The organism is Spirosoma endophyticum (genome assembly GCF_900112365.1).
Lineage (GTDB): Bacteria > Bacteroidota > Bacteroidia > Cytophagales > Spirosomataceae > Spirosoma > Spirosoma endophyticum.
The window spans coordinates 387,901-409,460 of record NZ_FOLQ01000004.1 but is presented as its reverse complement, the minus strand read 5'-3'; the positions used below and the strand labels follow the sequence as shown (position 1 = coordinate 409,460).

Genomic DNA, 21,560 nt, shown 5'->3' with positions numbered 1-21,560 from the left:
ACGTTATGAACTCGCTGAAGATCCTGATTGTAGAAGATGAAACCATTACGGCAATGGACCTCAGCGAGACACTGCAGGAAGCCGGTCATCAGATTACTACCATTGCCCGTAATCTGGATCAGGCAGTGAAGGCCGTTAAAAGTCATCCGCCGGATCTGGCCCTGATTGACATCGAATTGAAAGACTCTACAGGTGATGGTATTGCTACTGCCAGAGAATTACTGGAATATCATCGAATGCCTATTATCTATTTGACGGCGAATTCCGAGCCTAAAACGTTTCAATTGGCTAAAGAAACGCTCCCGGCTGCCTATTTGCTTAAGCCTTTCCGGCAGGAAGAACTGAAGTTGCAGATTGAGTTGGCGTACTATCAATATCAATATAATCTGGCACCTACTGTTGAGGCCGTCGGTTCCGATTATCTGTATTTGCCGGTGGATAAAGGCTACGAAAAAATTGCCACCGATGATATGCTTTATTTAAAAGCTGATGGGTCGTATGTGAAGCTTTTCTTAGCGAGCAAAATGTTACCCTATCACATAAGCACAAACCTGAGTCATCTGGCACAGTATTTTTCTACCCCAAATTTCTACAGATTGTCGCGCTCTCTGCTCATTAATCTGGATCATATGGAGCGCCTGGAGAGTAATTACCTGTTTATGGTAAATCATAAAACGCCAATCCAGATTCCAACTGCCAGCCGAAAGGAGCTTATGAAAAAGCTTACGGTTGTTAGAACGAAATAGGTACGATTTACTGTCGTTGCTTGGGCGTTGCTTGATTCGGATCGGATGAGAGCTTGCTGGGGCGATTGAATCCGTTTCGGTAGCGGGTGCGCAGTTGCTGAATGGTATTGATGAGATCGTAGTCCTCGACCTTAAGAAGATATTCATCGTCAAAATCGCAGAAATCAAAGAAGCGGTCTATCTCGTCGGGTTTCAGATCGGTCGATTGTTCAACCATCAGCCTGAAGCGTTCGAGGGCCAGCGCATGCCGCCGATCCTGCTGCATGATATAATAGGCTTTTCGGTCCGATTTGGGCCTTTTCCCAAACATCTCATACAATAACGTTACACCTGCGCCATCGGCCAGCCGGTCGAAAGCTTGCTCGCCCGTTACTTTTTTCGATGCTGTTGGCTCATCGAGTATCTCCTTGATTTCACGTTTTACCTCTTCGTAGCGCTTACCCGTAACGGTAACTTCATCAAGATCAACCACCCGATAAGGCATGGGAGGCAAGGCGCGGGCAATAATGGTTGGATTGTCTCCGCCGTCGTAGCGAATGCCCGTACGGTTGTAAAGCTGACTGGTTAGAATTAATGAATCGCCAGGCTGAATTGTCAGAAAAAAACGCCCCGTAGCATTTGTGCGGGCGCGTTGCCGGGTGCGCTGATTCACGACCGTAGCGCGATCCACGCCCTTTTTTGTTGTCTGATCAACGACTGTTCCAATGACGTACTTCCCCTGCGCCCGCACATCACTCGACCAACAGAAAGCGGTTATCAGGAGCAGCGAAAAGAAAACATAATGTTGCATATCAAATTTTAAAACAATCCGTGCCACGAAGTATACTCGTGGCACGGTCATTATTGTAAAATTACGCGTTTCATCGGATCAATACGTAGCAAAGGCGTTAAAAAACCTTAACCAGCCGTTGTGCCCGGTCGAGGCTCATTTCCGTGAAATCCCGAATAACATCATCTACGAAAGGGGCTAACTCATCAGGCGATTGGGTGGTTGCAACACCCACTACGTTAGCTCCTGATGCTTTCGCGGCTTGAATGCCGGTCATTGAGTCTTCAAAAATGACGCAGTCGGCTGGTTCGACACCGAGCATTGCCATAGCTTTCTGGTAAATTTCGGGGTCGGGCTTCGGATGGTTAACCATGCTCTCGTTTAACAGCGCATCGAAGTATTGACGAATATTGAGCGCATCCATAACGAAGTCAAGATTTTCTACAGGTGCCGATGTGGCCACCGCCGTGCGAATTCCGGCATCTTTCAGCACTTGTAAAAACGCAACGATTCCCGGAACAGGTGTAATAGCATCGCTGTACAATTCCCGAAACAGGGCTTCTTTTTCATTACTTAATCGCACGACTTCTTCAGGTGTAAGTGCCTGATCAGGAAATAGATGGGCTACTATATCGGAGTTGTGTTTACCCGAAATATGCTGCACAAAATCATCATCACTTAACGTTTTTCCGTTGCGCTGATAATATTCACGCCAGGCTATCCGGTGATGCGGATTCGTATCCACAAGTACACCATCCATATCAAAAATTACTGCTTTCATATTTTGGGTTTGAACACAAAGAAACGAAGGAAGGACACGAAAAAAATTAGCTCTGTCTCCTTCGTCCTCCCTTCGTTTCTCTGGGTTTCGTAAATTATTTCATTTTCACAATCGTTACGCCCGCACCACCCCGGTCGGCGTGTTCGTCTTCCATTTTACCAACCTGCTTATAACCACGCAGATGATTGCGCACGAGAGTCCGCAGAATACCATCGCCTTTCCCATGAACGATACGTAGCTCAGGGTAGCCAAGCATCAGCGCATCATCGAAAAAGCGATCGACTTCACCAAGCGCTTCTTCGCCCCGTTTGCCCCGGATATCGAGGTTGAAGCTGAAGTTCTGCATCTTCTCATTGATGTCTACCCCTTGCGAACGCGGTCGGTCGTCCCGCACTTCGGTAGCCTCTTTAAACGTCTTCTTACTGACTTTTTCGAGCCGATTAAGTTTGACATTCGACTTCAGATCACCAATACGTATTTCGGCATCTTTTCCGCGCATGGCCAACACTTCACCAATGGTATTCTGGCCCACGACACGCACATAACTACCCACGGTAATAGCTCCACTATCCTTCTCGAACTCCTCCTCGGGCTGTTTAGGCGCTTCAATGACCAGTGGTTCGGGCTTCAGTTCTTTCTGCTCAAACCGTTCCAGTTCCTGCCGGATTTGTTTCGTTGGTTCGCGCTCGGCTTTATTTTCTTTGATCTCCCGAATGGTGCTTTCAATACGTTGGTTTGCCTCCTGCACCAGCGTTTTAGCTTTCAGTTTGGCATCGTTGATCAGCTTTTTCTGTTCATTATCCAGGCGGGTTTTCAAGGCCGTATATTCAGCGAGTTGTTGAGCCAGCTTGCGCTGATTGATACTTATTTCGAGATTCTTCTCGGAGAAAACACGCTTTTCAATATCCAACTCTTTTAACAGTTTCTCGAAATTCACCTGCTGATTGCCTAGCTTATCCTTGGCCCGGTCAATGACGCCTTTGGGTAAGCCAATTTTCTGGGCGATCTCAAACGCAAATGACGAGCCAGGTCGCCCAATTTCTAACTGATAGAGCGGTTCCAGGTGTTCACCATCGAAACGCATGGCCCCATTGATGAGACCCGGTGTTTTGTCGGCAACAACTTTCAAATTGGTGTAGTGGGTATTTACGACGCCATATGCGCCCGATTTATTCATATCTTCCAGAATTGACTCGGCAATGGCACCGCCCAATCCCGGTTCCGTGCCTGTCCCGAATTCGTCAATAAGAAACAACGTCCGCTTGTTGGCGCCGATCAGAAACTGCTTCATCGCTGTTAAGTGCGATGAGTACGTACTGAGGTCATTTTCGAGTGATTGTTCATCGCCAATATCAATGAACAGGTTCTGAAAAACGCCCATTTCGGCATAGTCTGCCATGGGTACCAGCAAGCCGCATTGCAGCATGTACTGTATGAGACCAATGGTTTTCAGTGCTACCGATTTCCCACCGGCATTGGGTCCCGAAATGATCAAGATACGCGCTTTATCATCCAGTCGTACGTTAAGCGGTACGACAGTTTTCCCCTGTTTTGAAAACGACAGGTATAGTAACGGGTGACGTGCGTTAGTCCAGTTTACAAAGGGGCGCTCATGCAATTTCGGCATAATGGCATCCAGTTGGATTGCCAGTTTTGCTTTCGCTCTGATAAAGTCAATCTGCGCCAGAAAGTTGACGGCCCGTTTTAAATCCTCCAAATGGGGGCGAATCTGATCGGTCAGTGACAACAGGATGCGATAAATTTCGCGCCGTTCTTCGTACTCCAGCTCCCGTATTTCGTTGTTCATGTCGAACACCTCAGCTGGTTCCATAAACACCGTCTGGCCTGTTTGTGACTCATCGTGGACAAAACCCTTAATCTTACGTTTGTGCTCGGCGGCAATCGGAATGACGAGCCGTCCCCCACGTACGGTTAGTGAAAGATCGTCGGGAATCCAGCCATTTTGCCGGGCCTGTCGCAAAATGCTGTCAAGCCGCTTGCGAAGGTTAGCCTGTTCACTAATAATTCGCCGACGGATACTGGCCAATTCGGGCGAGGCTGAATCACGCACATTACCCCGATCGTCGATAACGCGTTCAATGGCATCCGTTAGTTTTTTATCGACGCCCACCGGTCCGGCCAGTTCACGCAGGAAAGGAAAATTGTTATCCTCCTCTCGTTTGGCAAGAAACCGCAGACAGTCCTGAATCGTCCGTAAAGCCAGTTTAAGATCAAAAAACTCAGCTTCCGTGAGGGCTAACCCTTCAACACGGGCACGACTTAAATGAGGACGAACATCGATATAATTACTGTTTGGGAAATCAGTTTCGTATTGAACAATCTGCTTGAATTCAGTCGTTTGACGTAGCAGTTTGTCAATCAGTTGGGCATTGTCCGTAAAGCGAATTTTATCGACATAGTCCTGTCCCAGCGGACTAACACAGGCGTCTTTTAGCCGTTCGCGAATGGTATCGAAACCTAATTTATTTTCTAAGGTATTGGGGTAAAGCATTATGTAGAGCCATCCGTATTGGCTGGCTGATGGAAAATAGCTGGTAAAGAAAGTTTATTCAGAAACAGCGCCGATAGGCGTCTCTATATGAATAACATTGAGTAAGGGCTGCGGGTTCGGTTACCGCAAATGCTCTATACGCTCTAGCATTTCAAGGCAGGAGCGACTATTATGGTAAGGGCATTTCCACATGCTGATTTTATCGTTGCCGAGTATCTTGTGGTCGCTACTGACGCCACTGTACCATTCGCCATTTTTGAGGTCGAGCAAGTACTTTTTAATGAACTCCCAACTACTTACAGACTTATCTAAAAACTGTTTTTCGTGTGTAAGTTGATAGGCGTTCATGAAACCGACCATGGCTTCAGCCAGTACCCACCAAGAGCGTTCTTTGTTTAAATGACCATCAGGTTCAAGCTCATAGTTCATGCCGCCATCGCTTGGATCAAAGCCCGTAGTGGCAGCCCGTGCCATCTTAATCGCTACGTCCCGAACCTTTTTTTGCATTGGTTTATCGGCTGGATTCTTGGCTGCCAATACGTCGGCAGCCTCGGGCAGGAGCCAGGAGGCTTCAATATCATGACCGTAGGAAATGGCGGTCCGCCTGATTTTCCAGTCATTATCCATGAAAAGATTCATGCGATACGTCTTTGGATCAATTATATGATCCAGAAACATACGGAGCATACCACGCATCTGATCAGCCACCGATTTATCTGGCCAAACGCGATATAAACACGTAAATGCCTCCAGAATATGGAGATGCGTGTTCATCGTTTTGCTTTCCTGATTATCGTATTTACTGATAATATAATCTGTCGCTGGTGACCAGTCACGCGACAGCGCTTCTACAAAACCACCCTTTTTGCTGTCATAGGCATGCTTTATCATTTGCTGAAACTGATCCTTTGCCAGCGAGAGGGCGGGGGCGGAGCCAGTTGCATGAGCATACTCACTCAGGCCATAGAGGGCGAATGCTTGCCCATATAGATGCTTAAGCGGGTACTTCGGCTGGCCTTTATTATCGACTGACCAATAGACACCACCGAATTGTGGGTCAATAAAATATTTTTGAATGTATTGAAAAGCCTGATCGGCAACAGCGCGATAATCGTCGTGTTGCGTATGGCGAAGAGCTGCTGAGAACGTCCATAAAATTCGGGCATTCAAGACAATACCTTTATCGGCTTTAGGATCGGGCTGGTTCTGGTAGTTGACTCGACCATAGAAGCCACCATTCGTAGGGTCAGGGGCGTAACGCTGCCAGTAGGCCAGAATATCCTTGTGTTCCTGCCGAAGCTCGGCAGTAAGTTGCTTTAGGTCAGCGTTCATAAAAATTGTATCCTCGCCTTTTTTACTTCTATGAAGATGAAAAAGGCGAGGATACAAAAACTACTGTCTTACTGACTATTATTTACGGCTCCCATTACGACTGCTGCTGTGTCCAGAGTGACCGTGTCCACCGCGTTCTTCAGCAAGTTCGCTTATGGTTTTTGTATTTTCCTGATGATCATCCTCTGGCCCCTGCTTGCTTTTATTAGAAGGCTGCATGGTCCGTTCTCCATTCGGACGATCTTTACCCGTATCATGAGCTTCCTGATTTCGGGTCCGCTTATGGTTAGCCTGCAAGTCTTTAGACCCCGGCTGGTCTGTGGTTTTGTGATTAGCCATAACATTTGTCTAGTTGTTGTATAGGCTAATAACTCTGAGCTTTGTAAGATTGTTTTATAAGCAAAAGCCTGTTCTAATTGATCTAGAACAGGCTTTTTAAAAGAACTTACAGACTTGTCTATTTTTAGTAGTTCGGATTTTGCTTCAGAATATCTTTACCCTGATAGTCGATCTGTGTCTGTGGAATCGGGAAGTATTCATCCCGACCCGCCGTAAATTTAGCTCCTGAATAGCCTGTTGGTAGTTTCGCGCTTTCATAAGCCAGGAAAGAATTCAGCGTAGGAGCTGCAATACCCCAACGAACGAGGTCAAAGAAACGATGACCTTCACCCGAGAGCTCCAGTTTACGCTCAAACTGAACCGCAGTTCGGGCAGCCTCTTTACTAGCAAAGGCCGTGGTGTAGGTACTGATTACATAGTTTGCGGCATTTTTACCATCAGTTGTTTTTACCCAAGTAGCTGCGTTGGCAGCACGGGTTCTAACCTGGTTGATGTAGTTACGAGCTGTTTCCAGGCTACCTGCTTCGATTTCAACTTCAGCAGCCATTAACAGCACATCAGCATAACGAATAATATTGTAGTTAATCGCAGAGTACCCATCTGTCCAGGAGCTACCATCGGTCAGACTTTTATCCTGCGAACGGTAAAAGACAAACTTCTTAGGCGAAAAGGGACCGGCATAGCTCTGATCACGAATCCAGTCAAGGCCTGGGTGAACCTGCCAGTCTAAGTAAGGAATACCCCGGCGGCCTATCGACCAGTCTAAACGTGGGTCAACTGGACCTGCGTCTGGCGTAAAAGCTGTTTTCGAGTCAATACCTTGATCGTTCTTTAATTGGTTAGCACCTGTATTGTAAGAGCCATCCAGTAATGGCAAGCCAGTAGCACTAACGCGGAATGAGTTAGCTAATTCAAAGCTGGGAGCGAAGAATCCGCAGCAACCAGCAGGCCCATTCGACCCCGTGTTATAAGGGAAATTCAAATCTAGCTCCTGAGCGGAGTTAGACACATCGCCCGTATTGACGGCGGCCTGAATAGCAAAGACAGACTCCTGACTATTGTCTTTTGCCGCATTAAAAACATCTGTGTAATTTTCTACCAGACCGTACTTCTTACCATCACTGGTTGTGCCACTTGCGATAACCTGATCGAAAAGCGTCTTAGCATCCGTATACTTCTTTTGATACAAATACGTCTTGGCTAGATAGGTGGTTGCGGCCCACTTGTTTGCGCGACCAACTGCACCCTGTGTTGCAGGTAAATTATCGACGGCAAATTTAAAGTCCGCTTCAATTTTTGGCCAGATGTCAGTAGCGTTCGTAACCTTTTCAATACCCGATCCATAGTCCAGCGATTCATCTATATAAGGAACCATATTGAACGAACGTTTTAATTCAAAATGGTAATGAGCCCGCAAAAAACGAGCTTCTGCCGTTATGCGTGTTTTGTCGGTTGCTGTAAGGTCAGGACCTGCCGAGGCCAGCGCACGGATTGCCGCATTAGCTCGGCTAATGCCTTCATACATACCCCGCCATTTATCGTTAATATCGCCGTTGGTTGGTAAAATCTCATAACGTTGGAAGGTGCTAAAATTAGTATTGCCACCACCATCACCAGAGTTAGAACCTTTATTAGCCTCTCCCCCTGATACACTGCCGCGTACCCAGTTGAATGAGCTGGTGGCTCTTGAGAATCCCCGCCCATTTAATTGGGCATACGAGGAGAGAAGCAAAGCTTCAAGTCCAGCCTTGGAGGTTGTCTGGCTTAGAGCTAGCTGACCCGTGGCTGGTACATCCAGAAATTTGTCACTACAGGCGAATGAAACCAGCGTTAGCATAGCTGCGGTTACAGTGCCTTTTGTAATAGGATTTTTCATAGTGCAAGTTGACTAAGAAATTAAATGATTATAGTTCTTTTAGTGACAGGATGATCAATTCATGAGGACTGATCATCCTGCCTTATACTGATCTGGTTTTAGAAACCGAAGCTTAAGCCAACATTGTAGCCCCGAGTAACAGGGTAATTACCAATATCAATCCCAAAGTTCTGGTCAGCTGAACCGCCAACGGCTGGATCTAACCCACTATACTTCGTGATTGTGAATAGATTGGTTGCCGAAAGCGACAGTCTTAACCGGCTCAGATTAAGGCGATCCAGCAACGTAGCAGGGAACGTATACCCCAAAGTTAGGTATTGCATACGACCGTAAGAGCCATTTTCCACGTAATAAGAATTAGCTACCTGATTGGTGCTGAAGTTAGACGTGTTTTCGAAAATTGGTACGTTCGTGTCGGTATGGGTCGGCAACCATGAATCTTTCACCCGGGCACTAACAGCTGCCCCTGGAAAAGAAGGGTAGAAGTCGGTATACCATTTTGAGTTATTAAAGATCGAATTACCCAGCGAAGCATATACTTGTGTATTCAGGTCAAAGCCTTTGTACTTAAGTGTAAGCGTTATACTACCCGTAAATTTCGGAATAGGACTGCCAAGGTATACGCGGTCGTCATCATTGATAACTTTGTCTCCGTTCGTATCTTGATAGCGGAAGCGACCTGGGGCAGCGCCACTTTGCACAGCAGCAGCTGATACATCCGCATTGCTGTTGAACAAACCAATAACCTTATATCCATAAAAAGAGGAAAGGTCATGCCCTGGTTCGTTCCGAACCACAGGTGTGCTCAGACGTTGACTACCCGTAGTATTGTAGAAGAAGGGAACTGATGGAGCAATACCTGTAATTTTGTTATCCAGTATGCTACCCACAGCTGTAACTTCATAACTGAGATCGTTTGTTACGTTACCACGGTTGGTAATCAAAAGGTCGATTCCTTTATTACGCATACTCGCTACGTTTACGTAAGGTGCATTAGCCCGCACACCAACTACACCTGGAAGTGCCAATGGGTAAAGCAGATCCTTCGTGTCTTTCTGCCAAAAATCAAGTACAACTTCTAACTTGTTATTAAAGAAGGATCCATCAACGCCAATGTTAGACGTAACGCTGGTCTCCCATTTAGCGTCGGGATTACCGATTTGACTGCGATAATTCCCTGACTGTACAGATGTATTGGCACCAGTAATATCGTAGCTGTTAGCTGCATTGGTACCATACAACGTAAGTTGGTTCGTTGCACTCAGGTAGTTAGAATTACCCATCAGACCATAACCTCCCCGAACTTTTAAATCAGATATCCAGGGCAGATTCTTCATGAATTCCTCTCCTGAAAGGCGCCAGGCCGCCGAAACAGCTGGAAACACACCATAACGATTGGAGGGTCCAAACTGCGAAGAACCATCACGACGAACAACACCCGTTAAAATGTATTTATCGTTGTAGGTATAACGAGCCTGACCAAACAGTGAATAGAAATTATTTCCTTTTCCATAATAACTGTTTACGGTACGGGTGGCACCTGGTGTAGTTGTACCGATGGTTACGTAGTTAGGATCAGTTACGGCTGGATTTAAGCCCGAGCCGCTAATCCCCCGACCATTACCTGTATTCAACGCTTCAATACCTGCCAGGACGCTAATGTCATGAATACCAAATTTCTGCTTGTACTGGGCGGTATTGGTGAAAGTCCATGCTAGGCCAACATTTGCTCCTTCGTTGTATACATAGTTCGTATTATTCTCCGAGTTTTCGTACTGAGCCCGGTTGTAGGAATTACTGTAATTGCTGAAATATGTACCACCAAGGCTACTGCGAAGTGTTAAAGCTGGAATTACATCGTACTCCAGATAAGCATTACCAAAGGCAATAAGGTTGTAGTTGAGGTTATCCTTTGCACCTATACGGTTAGCCACTGGGTTACGGGCATTATTGAAACCGGATGCAGCTGTACCCGCATAGCCACCAAACACGTTGTAGACCGGAATGATTGGCGCCTGACGGAAAGCCAGCAGGATGTCGTTTTCATCATTGGCAACGCTGGAGTTGTTGTTCGTGCCATTGCCTAATGTACTTCCTGTACTTCCCTGTAGCCCTGTAGTTGATACATACGCAAACTGAATATTCTCGCCGAACCGCAGTTTTTTGGTTATGTCAAACTCAGTATTTACCCGGAAGGTATACCGGGAGAAATTATTGTATGTAATGATACCCGCCTGTTGCTGCATACCTAAGCTAAGGTAGTAACGACTCGATTCTGTACCACCCGAAAAGCCTAGGGTGTGCCGCATCAGCGGAGCAACACGAGTAATTTCTTTATACCAGTCGGTGCCTTGTTTGTTGGCCGCAATGACGTTGTATATAGAACCATTGGCGGGATTGATGTTATACTTTAACTTTTCCGCTGCTAAATCTACCTGTGATGCGGATACGCCAGTTTGGCTACCTACCAGCAGATAATCTGGTAGAACAGGTGTTTGGCCTGTGCCATACTGACCGTTAGCAATACCCGTGAAGCTATCAGGACCAACGGCGGTGCCAGCCTGATATAAATCATTCTTACGAGCCTGCCAGGTCCAGTCAGCCTGTTCCTGCGGATTCAGAATTTTTTGGCCATGGCCTGGATCTGTCACACCATATAAGCCATCGTAGCTAATGCTCAGTTTTTGTGCCCGCCGTTGACCTTTCTTGGTCGTCAATACGATAACTCCAGAAGCGGCCCGTGCTCCGTAAACAGATGCAGAGGCAGCATCTTTCAAAACAGTAGTTGTTTCGATGTCATCCGGTGCTATGTACTGGATGCTCTGTGTTGGAACGCCGTCTACTACGTATAAAGGCTGGTTACCACCAAATGAGCCAAAGCCCCGTACCCGAACCTGACTGGTCGTACCTGGTTGACCGTTCGTAATAACGGTTAATCCAGCCACCCGACCCTGTAACTGTTGTTCAACGTTCGTTGATGGAACAACCTTCAATTGTGCTGGTTTTACGGTCGAAACAGCTCCCGTTACATCCCGGCGATTTTCAGTAGAATACCCTGTTACGACTACTTCGCTCAAGGCAGTAGCATCATCTTCGAGTTTGACCTCTAAGGCTGTACGGTTACCGATTGCAACTTCCTGCGTTTTGAAGCCAATAGCAGAAATAACAAGAGAAGGATCACTGCCTCGCACACTCAATTTGAAGTCACCATTAGCGTCGGAAGATGTTCCTGTCTGGGTACCTTTCAATACAATGTTAGCACCAGGAACTGGCCCATCGGCACCAGTAATTTTCCCGGTTATCTGACGGTCTTGGGCAGAAGCGGTTAGGCTCCAAAGCAGCAGGGCTGCCCCAAAACAAGCGGTCTGCAGAAACCTGTAGAACGATGTTTTCATGAAGATTAGGTTGGTTAAAATTTGTTAAAACGGATCAATATTATGCCGTTTAAATCATATTTCAAAAAGAAATTTTGATAATCGTGTCTATGTATTATAATTAAAATGTGGTTAATTCTTATTAAATTACAATTATTATAGTGTTGATAATTTAATAATTAATTGATATTCAATTTGTTATCTGTATTTTTTAGTTGTGTAGCTAAGATTAATCTTATTTTTTGTTGATACTTTTCTACTAAAATTCGATATTTTTTAATGTGTTGCCTAGACAGTTATAGAGGTACTTTTACAGAATTATGCACACTAATTATTATTTCCTTAGACAACTTGCCCCCGCCCTTAAATCGCATCTGGTAAGTAGTTTTACTCGGGTAGAAGAGGGGCTTGATAAGCCTACTCCAAGCCTCCGATTTATGGAGTGTTTCAGTCAGGATCGCGACGAAATAGTTCTCGTTTTTGCGCAGGCTAAGGGCAAAACCAATTATTATAAACCCTTTTATATTAAAGCAACATTGCGGCCAGATTTCTCTGGATTGTTGTTTCCCGAGACGGTGCAACGGGCTCGTACCAACAGTGTAAATCTCTTCGAAACACTAGTTGGAACAACGGGTGAGGGACGAACTGTCGTTGATGTTCGATCATTCCAGAACGAACGCTGTTTAGCTATTACTTTAGAAGACGATTTCTTGTTATTGTTCAAATTCTTTGGAAATCGTCCTAATCTGCTGGCCTATCAGGGAAACCATGTTATTGACCTGTTCAATCAGCAGTTAGTGGCCGATGAGCAATTGATGCTCAATACGTTCGACCGACCAATTGATCAGTCTTATGAGGCTTTCGAACGGGCTGATTTCGACTACAAAAAGTTATTTCCCACGTTTGGGAAAGTAGTAAATAGATGGATTGATGAGCAAAAAGCACAGCGTACAGAGCAAGGAGCGGAGGGCCTTTGGGCTATTATTCAAGACGTCTTACGTCAACTTGAACAGCCTCGTTACTATCTAACCCGGCTCGACCACAAACCAACCCTTAGCTTATTGTCACTAGGTGATATACAGCGAGAATTTACTGACCCCCTCGAAGCATCCAGCCGATTCTACGTTGCTTACAATGGACTAAATACCTTTGAACACGAAAAAGCCAACCTGTTCCGATTGCTCGATAAACGTAGGAAACGGGCTGCAGTACAAATTGAGGCATCTATGCAACGGCTTGTGTTACGTGATGAGGGCGCCAGTCATGAGGAAATGGGACATATATTAATGGCAAATCTGCATGATATACCTCAGGTGCCAGGGGCCAAATCACCTGAACGTATCACCCTATACGATTTTTATCGTGATCAACCGATTACGCTGAAACTCAAGCCTGATCTTAGTCCGCAGAAAAATGCTGAGAATTTCTACCGCAAAGCCAAGAATGAAAAGATAGAAGAGCAACATCTTTCCGATCAAATTGGCATGCGTGAAGCCGAATTGATACGTATTGATCAGCAGAAAATGGAACTTGAGCCAATTCTGACCCTGAAAGAACTTCGACGTTATATCAAACAACACAACCTACTTGTTGATGTAGCCGATCGCCACACAACGGCATCTGGTGAATCTGCTCCATTATTTAAGGAAGTAATTCAGGATTCATTTCGTATTCTGATCGGACGGAACGCGAAAAATAATGACTTGCTCACGCAAAAGTTCGCTTACAAAGAAGATCTCTGGCTGCATGCCCGCGATGTTACGGGCTCGCACGTGATTGTGAAGTACCAGGCAGGCAAACCATTTCCGAAGAACGTTATCGAACGGGCTGCTGAGCTAGCGGCCTGGTACTCCAAACGTCGAACCGACAGTTTATGTCCAGTCACGGTAACGCCTAGAAAATATGTCCGAAAGCCTAAAGGACTGGCCGAGGGTCAGGTATTGATTGAAAAAGAGGACGTAGTGATGGTTGTGCCAAGAGGAGAATAAGGAGTAAAGCGCTCAGCGTACTAAAACTACCCGACTTTGTAGGCCGCTCGGTGTTTCTACCATGACAGTATAGTGTCCGGTTGCTAATCCATGTAAATTAAGTGGACGGGAATAAGTACCCGGTGGTAGATTCGATTCGCTGGAAGTTCTCACGCGCTGCCCCAGCAGATTCGTCAGTGATAACGTAACGGGTCCAGCCTGGGTTTGCATAAAGTCAATTGTAAGGGTTTCTGTTGTTGGATTTGGATAAACTCGTAGCCCGCCAGGTGGAGGTTCCGATATAGCCGTGATTATAGGGGTGCTTTCAGTTGCTTTCAAAATCCAGTTGTTCGGATCAATGACGACACTCGTTACCGCTCCTTTCATGGGGAGGGAGAACGTTTGATCAGCACGGTCATTAAACACCGTTACGATTGTATCCCCTGCGGCCGACTGAATCTTAATCTGTACCGGCATTGTGAATGAACTGGGATTGCTGGCCGTTGCATTTCGCTGTTCTAAACGTAGCGTTACAGTCGAATTTGACGTTCCACCTGATAGAGTGGCTTTATAAGTTGGATAGCCTTCGCCATAAATCCACTGTTTAAAAAAGTAAGCCAGATCCTTACCCGAAACCTGCTGCGCCACAGCCTGAAAATCTTCCGTCACAGCACTTTGATAAGCCAGTGTGGGCGTAGCAGCGTAGGTTTTTAGAATCCGAAAGAAGGTGCTATCACCGACGACGCCCCGTAGCATATGCAGGATAGTCGCACCTTTAGCATAGCTTCTACTACTACTGAAAATATTAGCAATCGTACTTATGTCCTGCACATATACGCTTCCCAGGGCATTGCGGGCGCTGGACATGAAGTTGTTCATATACGATTGGTAACCTGATTGACCCCTAATTGACTCTATATAAATGGCTTCTGCATAAGAGGCAAATCCTTCATTGAGCCATATGTTCTGCCAATCGCGGCAGGTAATCTTGTCGCCGAACCATTGATGAGCCAACTCATGGGCAATGGTAGTGGGCGTCAGTGCGCCCACTACCATTGAGCTTATTGTCTGATGTTCCATGCCACCCCCCTCCCCGAACTGGGCATGGCCATATTTCTCGCGTAGAAATGGATACGGCCCGAAACGATCGGTGAACAAACTCAACATGGTGGGAGTCAAACTGAGGTTGCTACGTACCTGTGGGAGTATTTCTGGATAGATATAATGGGTTACGGGCATCGTTTGCGTCCCGTATGTGAAGGGCGTGTCGAACTGCTCATAATTCGACATAGCAATCGAAATTAGGTATTGCGCGATGGGGTAGCTGTTCTTCCAGGCGTATGTTCGCGTGCCATCGGGATTATCAGCTGTGCTCACAAGCTTACCATTGGAAACGGACACAAAGCGGGCGGGAGCTGTAATACGTACCGCCGACGAATCGGCTTTATCAGCAGGGGTATCTTTACAGGGAAACCAATCTGGAGAGCCGTAGGGCTCACTGAGGCTCCAGATAGCTGGTTCGGTGTTATTCTCGTGCCTGCCAAATCGGAAACTGCCCTGAGCGCTACTATTGGGCACACCCTGATAAAACACGATTAAAGTTAGTGATTGCCCATTGGCCAATGGTTGTGGGGGTGTAATCGTGAGCTTATTTTGAGCGTGTTGAAAAGTTACCTTTTGATTACCGACTTTAACTGAATCGACGCGAAGACCCTCGCCAGTCGTTGCCGTAGTTGAGTTTAAGTCCAGAAAAAAACTAGTAAGGGCAGCGGTTGTGCTTTTAAGTGTGATAGTTGCTGCTCCACGTAAGCTGTTGGGCGTGTGGGTCAGGCGGAGGTCAAGCCCGTAATACGTAACATCGATCGTTGCGTCGCCAGGATAGGCTAGCCGTGCTTTTGGGTTTGTGGCCAATCGACCAAAGTAGCGCACCTTACCTGCCCGGCAGAATTGACCAGCATCACTGTCTAACTGAGCATTGGCTACAAGTGGTAATAGCAGGAGAAAGTAAATAAATCGCATAACACAGTAGCTTTTTGTTACCTAACAAGCTAGAAGGCACTTGATTAGCCTGCCCTTATTTTTCGAAAATACTGCCAGAATTCAATTGTTTGGATAGCCTGGAATCAGCTTCTGCCTGAGCTTTCAGCGCTTCCAGTTGTTTCTGATCTGCTTCGGGGAGCTGCAGTTGCCAGCCCATCGAACTTGCCAGTTGGTACATCATGTACTGAATCTGATTATTGGCAATTTTTGGGAGATCGCTCTGCATGGCCCGCTCGTTCATCGCCTGCTTGGCTTCGTCCAGAATCTGGGTGTAGTCGGCTCCACTGAAGTGGTTCAGAATGCCCGCCTGGATGTCGTAAAATTTGTAATCCGTATCAATGGAGAGAACTTCTGGCTCTGGAAACGATTCAATAATCAACTTTTTCTCGCCATTAACGGGTGTCTGAAAGCGAATTTTGGCAAAATCAAATCCCACCAACACTTTTGACTTAACAATGATCATTGCTTTTTTGGGATCATTTAGTAGGTATAGAATCTTTTTTTGATCCTGATAATTGTAAATTTCTGAGAAATAGCCTTCGGCCATGACTACCTTAAAAACCTTTTCAATCCGCTCCAGCAACAACACGGAATCGCGCTGAATATCGGTAATACCCGCACGCTTGCGTAAGGTATTTGCTAAGGCAACGCCCCCGCCCGCCCCAACGAGAATTAATAGAAGGACAGTAAAAAAATCCATATGGGTTAAATGTAGAATGAAAAATGCACAATGTATAACGAGAGGCTATAGCCGCATTCATTATACATTGTGCATTATCAGTAGATACTACTACTTCGCGTAGGCCACAGCCCGCATTTCCCGAATGACCGTTACTTTGATCTGCCCAGGATACTGCATCTCTTTCTCAATCTTCTGCGAAATTTCATACGATAACATACCCGCCCGTTCGTCAGAAACATGGTCGGCGTCGACCATGATACGTAGCTCACGACCGGCCTGGATAGCGTAGCACTTCGTTACACCGGGGAAACTACCCGCCAGTTCTTCGAGTTCTTTTAAGCGCCGGATGTATGACTCCATCATTTCACGACGGGCACCCGGCCGTGAACCCGATACGGCATCACATACCTGCACGATAGGCGAGATCATGCTCGTCATCTCGATTTCGTCGTGGTGAGCACCGATAGCATTTATAACTTCCGGATTCTCTTTATACTTCTTGGCCAGTTCCATGCCCAGAATGGCGTGGGGTAATTCGGCTTCTTCAGGCCACACTTTACCGATGTCATGGAGCAAACCAGCCCGTTTTGCCAGCTTGGCATTCAGGCCCAGTTCAGCCGCCATGGTGGCGCAAAGTTTAGCGACTTCGCGGGAATGTTGAAGCAGATTCTGACCATAACTTGACCGGAAACGCATCCGTCCAACCATCTTGATCAGTTCAGGATGCAGTCCGTGAATGCCGAGGTCAATAACAGTACGTTCGCCAATTTCGACAATTTCGTCCTCAATATTTTTGCGGGTTTTAGCCACGATCTCCTCAATGCGGGCAGGGTGAATACGACCATCCTGCACAAGTCGGTGGAGCGATAGACGGGCAATTTCGCGTCGGACGGGATCGAAACCCGAAATGATGATGGCTTCGGGGGTGTCATCTACAATGATTTCGACGCCTGTAGCTGCTTCCAGGGCACGGATATTACGGCCTTCACGACCGATAACTTTCCCTTTTACGTCATCCGATTCAATATTGAAAACCGATACACAGTTTTCAATGGCGTGCTCGGTAGCGGTTCGCTGAATGGTCTCGATAACGACCTTCTTAGCCTCTTTTGTGGCTGTCAGCTTCGCTTCTTCTACGATATTTTTGATATAGGACGACGCCCGGGTTTCAGCTTCAGCCTTCAGCGTTTCGATAAGTTGCTCCCGCGCCTGGTCAGCCGAAAGGCCCGCGATTTTTTCGAGCTGCATCAACTGATCGGCCATCATCCGGTCAGCTTCCTGTTGCCGCTTATCAACATCTTCCCGGCGCTTGTTTAACGCATCAATCTGTTGATTGAGACTATTTTTTTGCTGACCGATCTCGTTACGTAGCTGATTGAGTTCACCTTCGCGATTTTTCTGCTGATCAGCCTGCTGGTTAAGTTGTTGTTCGCGTTGTTTTAGCTTGGTTTCGTTCTGAAGAAGGATATTTCGTTTTTGATTCGTTGTTTCTTCAAACTCAGTTTTTAATTTAAGGTACTTTTCTTTGGCTTCGAGCATCCGGTCTTTCTTGATGGTTTCGGCCTGTAATTCCGCATTTTTCAAAATAAGTGCGGCTCTTTCTTCTGCTTCTTTCTCGTGCTTTGCGCGAACGCCCGCCATCATCTGGCGACCAATCAATATGCCAATGCCACCCCCCGCGAGGGTAGCAAGAATCGTTAACCAAATTGGAATGTCCATCGGACTATATCGTTAGGATTGAAAAAATAAACTATCAATCTGCTGCGATACGAGTGCTCTGAACGCTAACTCGGGGTAATGTGTAGGGTGGACAGCCCGCCGGTTGTCTATGTTGTAATGACCGGCGTGACGACCTGGTCTAATTGAGTTATTTTGTCAAACACCATTTGTTGTAATCTCTGCATTTGTCGTTCTCCTCTGAGCTTAGTGACTAAGCAGTCGAAGGCTACCATGGCCAGTGCTTCCTGTGTATCCGTGAAGCCCTGATCCCGATATTGTTTCAGTTCTTCCTGAATAAGCTTGGCGGCTTCGCGCACAATGGCTTCCGCTTCCGGCTCTACACGTAATTTGTAGGTCCGGTCGGCTATTTTTACGCGAATTGGCAGTTCTTTCATCGCTGCAGTCGGCTCAAGTGGCGCCTAAACCACGGAACCTATTTGGGTTTATGACAAACTACTCAAATGAGCTATACACCGTTCCAATTCCCGGATATACTCGTCGAGTTGTTGTTTTAATTCAGCATTCGTATCTGTCTTAAACAGATTGTCTTTTACAATTATACCAACATCTTTCGACTTTGGTGTGTTTTTTTCGGAATTAACATGTTTTTTCCGTAACTCTTTAAACTCAGTGTCCTTTTCTCTCAGTTTTTCACCAAGCGCGAGGTTCTCTACTTCGAGCTCTTCAATCCGATTCTGGGCATCTGTGTATGCATTTCTAAGCAAGTTGAGCTTGTGCTCGAATCGCTCAACCAAAGCAATAATTTGATGTTCGCTAACCACAGTTTTAATGAGTGAAAGAGCGAAAGAGTAAAAGAGTGAAAGAATGAATCAAGGCCGCTGGTAAGCTAAAAATTGCTTATGCTATTTTACTACGTTGGCCTTTCACTCTTTCGCTCCTTCACGCTTTCACCAATTATTTACGGATGACAGCCCCTAACTCCTGCTCAAATGCGTTTATGAGCCGCTGCATAGTTTTGTCAATGGTTACATCGGTCAACGTTTGCGTAATGTCCTGCAACAGAAAACTAACAGAATACGCCTTTTTTCCTGCGCCAAGATTTTCTCCCTCGTAAACATCAAAAACATTTATTGTTCGTAATAATTTCCGTTCTGTCTGGCGAGCCAGCCGACTAATTTGTTCGAAGGTAACGACTTTGTCGAGCACAAGCGACAAATCGCGACGGACTTCAGGAAACCGGGAAACTTCTTCATAACGTGCCTTGGTACTCGCTAGTTTAAGCAGCGCCTGCCAATCAAAATCAGCGTAGAATACAGGCTGTTTTAGGTCCACTAATTTAGTGAGTTTGGGCTGAACTAGTCCCAGGCTCACTAACGGTTTTTTATTTACTACGTAGGTCAGGCCGTATTGGAAAAACGTTGGGTCAGCAGATTGTGTGTCAAACGATTTAATCCGGAATAAATTCAGAATTCGTTGAACGGCCGTGGCCAGGTTGTGATAGGCCACCGGCTGACTTTTCTGAAGCCAGCTTTCTGGCTCCTGATTGCCAACAATGGCCAGACTCAATCGCATTCGTTCAACGTATTTCGACTGGCCTTCATCAAGCTGTACTTTAGAATAAACTTTGCCAAACTCAAAGGTTTTCAAGTCTTTCTGTCGTCGGTTCAGGTTGTACACCAGCGTTTCGAGCGCCGAAAATAGCAAGGTTTGCCGCATAACCGATAGTTCCTCGCTGAGCGGGTTAAGCAGCGTTACATCAGCACCCGGCAATGAAGATCGGACCGCATCATTATAAGACGGACGCGTAAGCGATAACGTCAGGATCTCATAGAAACCATTAGCCGCCATCAATTGCCCGACGCGGCTCTGCCATTGATCGGGATCAGTTTTCGGAAACTCCGATAACGATTCAGCCGTCAGATTAGTCGAGAGCGGTACGTTGTCCAGGCCATAAATCCGAAGAATTTCTTCAATTACGTCGGCCTCTCGGGTTACGTCCACGCGATAGGGTGGAACAATGGCTACGAAGCCGTCAGCGGTCGTTTCCTCAGCCTGAATATCCAGCGCTTCCAGTATCCGGTGGATTTCGGAATGATCAATCTTGATCCCAATCAGTCGGTCAATGTTGCGATAACGTACCGGCACCCGAAACGGCTCAATGGGCGTTGGATAGAGGTCAGTAATCTCTGAACTGATGGCACCCCCGGCTACTTGCTGAATCAGTAACGCGGCCCGTTTGAGCGCGAATCCCGGCATGTTTGGATCGGTACCTCGCTCGAACCTGAACGACGCGTCGGTTTTAAGCCCATGGTGCTGAGCCGTCTTACGAACGGACGTAGCGGAGAAATAAGCTGATTCGAGAAAAATGCTGGTCGTATCGGCTGATACTCCCGAATACTTTCCGCCAAATACGCCCGCAATACACATGGGTTTTTCGGCATCGCAAATCATCAGGTCGGTAGCCCAAAGCTTACGTTCGATTCCGTCAAGTGTTACAAACGCAGTGCCTTCAGGTAGCGTCTTTACGATCACCTTATTCCCGGCTATTTTATCCGCATCGAACGCGTGAAGCGGTTGGCCCAAATCTTGGCAAACGTAATTTGTTACGTCCACAATGTTATTGATCGGGTTCAGACCAATGGCCAGCAGTCGTTGTTTGAGCCAATCCGGCGATTCGCTAACGGTTAAGCCGGTGATGGTCAAACCCGTATATCGTGGGCAGGCTTCTACGTCGTCTACTCGTACATCGAGCGTTAAGTTAGTATTACTCACGCTGAAAGCATCTAACGAAGGCAGACGTAGCGGGCGATTCAGAACAGCTTTTAAATCGCGGGCTGTGCCATAATGAGACGCGGCATCGATGCGGTTCGGCGTAAGGCCAATAGCAATCTGATAATCGGCTTCGAGATTGAAGTAGCGGGCGGCCGGGGTACCATTGGGTAAATCGGTCGTGAGCACCATAATTCCCGCGTGAGATGATCCAAGGCCAATCTCGTCTTCAGCGCAGATCATACCTTCCGAGGCTGCCCCGCGAATTTTGGCTTTCTTGATCTGGAAGGGCGCTCCTGAAGCAGGGTGTAACGTAGCGCCTACAAGTGCCACCACAACTTTCTGGCCAGCGGCCACATTGGGCGCACCGCATACAATAGGTAGGGGTTGACCAGCACCAACATCTACCGTTGTCAGGCTTAATTTATCGGCATCCGGGTGTTTTGTGCAGGTCAGCACTTCCCCAATGACGACCCCTTCCAGACCACCTGGTATAGCGTCAATCTTTTCGACTCCTTCGACTTCCAGACCCGTTGCAGTCAGGATTTTGCCAACTTCTTCGGGTGATTCGGGCAATTCAATGAACTCTTGTAACCATTTATAGGAAACTTCCATACGGCGGCAAAGCAGATAAATACCGCAAAGTTAGCCAATTGGTTGATTGCCTACTTGATGAACTACTTTATTTGGCCT

The 21,560-nt window shown here is 46.6% G+C and carries 15 protein-coding genes; 2 read left to right on the top strand and 13 right to left on the bottom strand.

Going from position 1 to position 21,560, the window contains the following annotated elements; translation table 11 throughout:
* Positions 1-5 precede the first annotated feature (5 nt).
* Entirely contained in the window at positions 6-746 is a 741-nt protein-coding gene (locus BM202_RS13670) for a response regulator (RefSeq protein ID WP_093826913.1), read from the top strand.
* A gap of 7 nt (positions 747-753) precedes the next feature.
* Here BM202_RS13670 and BM202_RS13665 read toward each other — a convergent pair whose 3' ends face one another.
* The 7 genes from BM202_RS13665 to BM202_RS13635 form a co-directional block, all read right to left on the bottom strand.
* On the bottom strand, positions 754-1,536 hold the full coding sequence (locus BM202_RS13665) for a peptidase associated/transthyretin-like domain-containing protein (protein WP_093827270.1): 783 nt from the start codon (positions 1,534-1,536) through the stop codon (positions 754-756).
* Between the two features lie 97 nt (positions 1,537-1,633).
* Positions 1,634-2,296, bottom strand: a complete 663-nt coding sequence (locus tag BM202_RS13660) for an HAD family hydrolase (RefSeq protein WP_093826911.1) — start codon at positions 2,294-2,296, stop codon at positions 1,634-1,636.
* Positions 2,297-2,390: 94 nt separating this feature from the next.
* A complete protein-coding gene (locus BM202_RS13655) occupies positions 2,391-4,808 on the bottom strand; it encodes an endonuclease MutS2 (protein ID WP_093826909.1) in 2,418 nt (805 codons plus the stop codon).
* Positions 4,809-4,928: 120 nt separating this feature from the next.
* A complete protein-coding gene (locus tag BM202_RS13650; protein WP_093826907.1) occupies positions 4,929-6,140 on the bottom strand; it encodes an AGE family epimerase/isomerase in 1,212 nt (403 codons plus the stop codon).
* A 78-nt stretch (positions 6,141-6,218) separates the two neighbouring features.
* Positions 6,219-6,479 carry a hypothetical protein gene (locus BM202_RS13645; protein ID WP_093826905.1) on the bottom strand — a complete coding sequence of 87 codons (261 nt, stop codon included), beginning with the start codon at positions 6,477-6,479 and terminating at the stop codon, positions 6,219-6,221.
* Positions 6,480-6,603: 124 nt separating this feature from the next.
* Positions 6,604-8,355, bottom strand: coding sequence for a RagB/SusD family nutrient uptake outer membrane protein (locus BM202_RS13640; RefSeq protein WP_093826903.1), 1,752 nt, complete (start codon positions 8,353-8,355; stop codon positions 6,604-6,606).
* 98 nt (positions 8,356-8,453) lie between these two features.
* Positions 8,454-11,750 (bottom strand): SusC/RagA family TonB-linked outer membrane protein, encoded by a 3,297-nt coding sequence (locus tag BM202_RS13635; protein WP_093826901.1) that lies wholly within the window; start codon positions 11,748-11,750, stop codon positions 8,454-8,456.
* A 299-nt stretch (positions 11,751-12,049) separates the two neighbouring features.
* Between BM202_RS13635 and BM202_RS13630 the strand changes: the two genes are divergently transcribed.
* Positions 12,050-13,717: an NFACT RNA binding domain-containing protein gene (locus BM202_RS13630; RefSeq protein ID WP_093826899.1), complete on the top strand. Its 1,668-nt coding sequence runs from the start codon at positions 12,050-12,052 to the stop codon at positions 13,715-13,717.
* Between the two features lie 12 nt (positions 13,718-13,729).
* Here the strand turns inward: BM202_RS13630 and BM202_RS13625 are convergent, their stop codons facing one another.
* The 6 genes from BM202_RS13625 to pheT form a co-directional block, all read right to left on the bottom strand.
* Positions 13,730-15,715, bottom strand: a complete 1,986-nt coding sequence (locus BM202_RS13625) for a M1 family metallopeptidase (RefSeq protein WP_093826897.1) — start codon at positions 15,713-15,715, stop codon at positions 13,730-13,732.
* A gap of 55 nt (positions 15,716-15,770) precedes the next feature.
* Positions 15,771-16,436, bottom strand: coding sequence for a DUF4230 domain-containing protein (locus BM202_RS13620; protein ID WP_093826895.1), 666 nt, complete (start codon positions 16,434-16,436; stop codon positions 15,771-15,773).
* A gap of 90 nt (positions 16,437-16,526) precedes the next feature.
* Entirely contained in the window at positions 16,527-18,137 is a 1,611-nt protein-coding gene (gene rny, locus BM202_RS13615) for a ribonuclease Y (protein WP_177236579.1), read from the bottom strand.
* A 107-nt stretch (positions 18,138-18,244) separates the two neighbouring features.
* Entirely contained in the window at positions 18,245-18,532 is a 288-nt protein-coding gene (locus tag BM202_RS13610) for a cell division protein ZapA (protein WP_093826893.1), read from the bottom strand.
* A gap of 48 nt (positions 18,533-18,580) precedes the next feature.
* Positions 18,581-18,919 carry a hypothetical protein gene (locus tag BM202_RS13605; RefSeq protein WP_093826891.1) on the bottom strand — a complete coding sequence of 113 codons (339 nt, stop codon included), beginning with the start codon at positions 18,917-18,919 and terminating at the stop codon, positions 18,581-18,583.
* Positions 18,920-19,052: 133 nt separating this feature from the next.
* Complete coding sequence (gene pheT / locus BM202_RS13600) at positions 19,053-21,482, bottom strand: phenylalanine--tRNA ligase subunit beta (RefSeq protein WP_093826889.1); 2,430 nt, start codon at positions 21,480-21,482, stop codon at positions 19,053-19,055.
* Positions 21,483-21,560 lie beyond the last annotated feature (78 nt).

Bases quoted from the DNA above. Each gene is read 5' to 3' on its own strand.
- pheT (WP_093826889.1), bottom strand. From the start codon at position 21,482: ATGGAAGTTTCCTATAAATGGTTACAAGAGTTCATTGAATTGCCCGAA.
- BM202_RS13625 (WP_093826897.1), bottom strand. From the start codon at position 15,715: ATGCGATTTATTTACTTTCTCCTGCTATTACCACTTGTAGCCAATGCT.
- BM202_RS13620 (WP_093826895.1), bottom strand. From the start codon at position 16,436: ATGGATTTTTTTACTGTCCTTCTATTAATTCTCGTTGGGGCGGGCGGG.
- BM202_RS13645 (WP_093826905.1), bottom strand. From the start codon at position 6,479: ATGGCTAATCACAAAACCACAGACCAGCCGGGGTCTAAAGACTTGCAG.
- BM202_RS13655 (WP_093826909.1), bottom strand. From the start codon at position 4,808: ATGCTTTACCCCAATACCTTAGAAAATAAATTAGGTTTCGATACCATT.
- BM202_RS13635 (WP_093826901.1), bottom strand. From the start codon at position 11,750: ATGAAAACATCGTTCTACAGGTTTCTGCAGACCGCTTGTTTTGGGGCA.
- BM202_RS13670 (WP_093826913.1), top strand. From the start codon at position 6: ATGAACTCGCTGAAGATCCTGATTGTAGAAGATGAAACCATTACGGCA.
- BM202_RS13610 (WP_093826893.1), bottom strand. From the start codon at position 18,532: ATGAAAGAACTGCCAATTCGCGTAAAAATAGCCGACCGGACCTACAAA.
- rny (WP_177236579.1), bottom strand. From the start codon at position 18,137: ATGGACATTCCAATTTGGTTAACGATTCTTGCTACCCTCGCGGGGGGT.
- BM202_RS13660 (WP_093826911.1), bottom strand. From the start codon at position 2,296: ATGAAAGCAGTAATTTTTGATATGGATGGTGTACTTGTGGATACGAAT.
- BM202_RS13665 (WP_093827270.1), bottom strand. From the start codon at position 1,536: ATGCAACATTATGTTTTCTTTTCGCTGCTCCTGATAACCGCTTTCTGT.
- BM202_RS13630 (WP_093826899.1), top strand. From the start codon at position 12,050: ATGCACACTAATTATTATTTCCTTAGACAACTTGCCCCCGCCCTTAAA.
- BM202_RS13640 (WP_093826903.1), bottom strand. From the start codon at position 8,355: ATGAAAAATCCTATTACAAAAGGCACTGTAACCGCAGCTATGCTAACG.
- BM202_RS13650 (WP_093826907.1), bottom strand. From the start codon at position 6,140: ATGAACGCTGACCTAAAGCAACTTACTGCCGAGCTTCGGCAGGAACAC.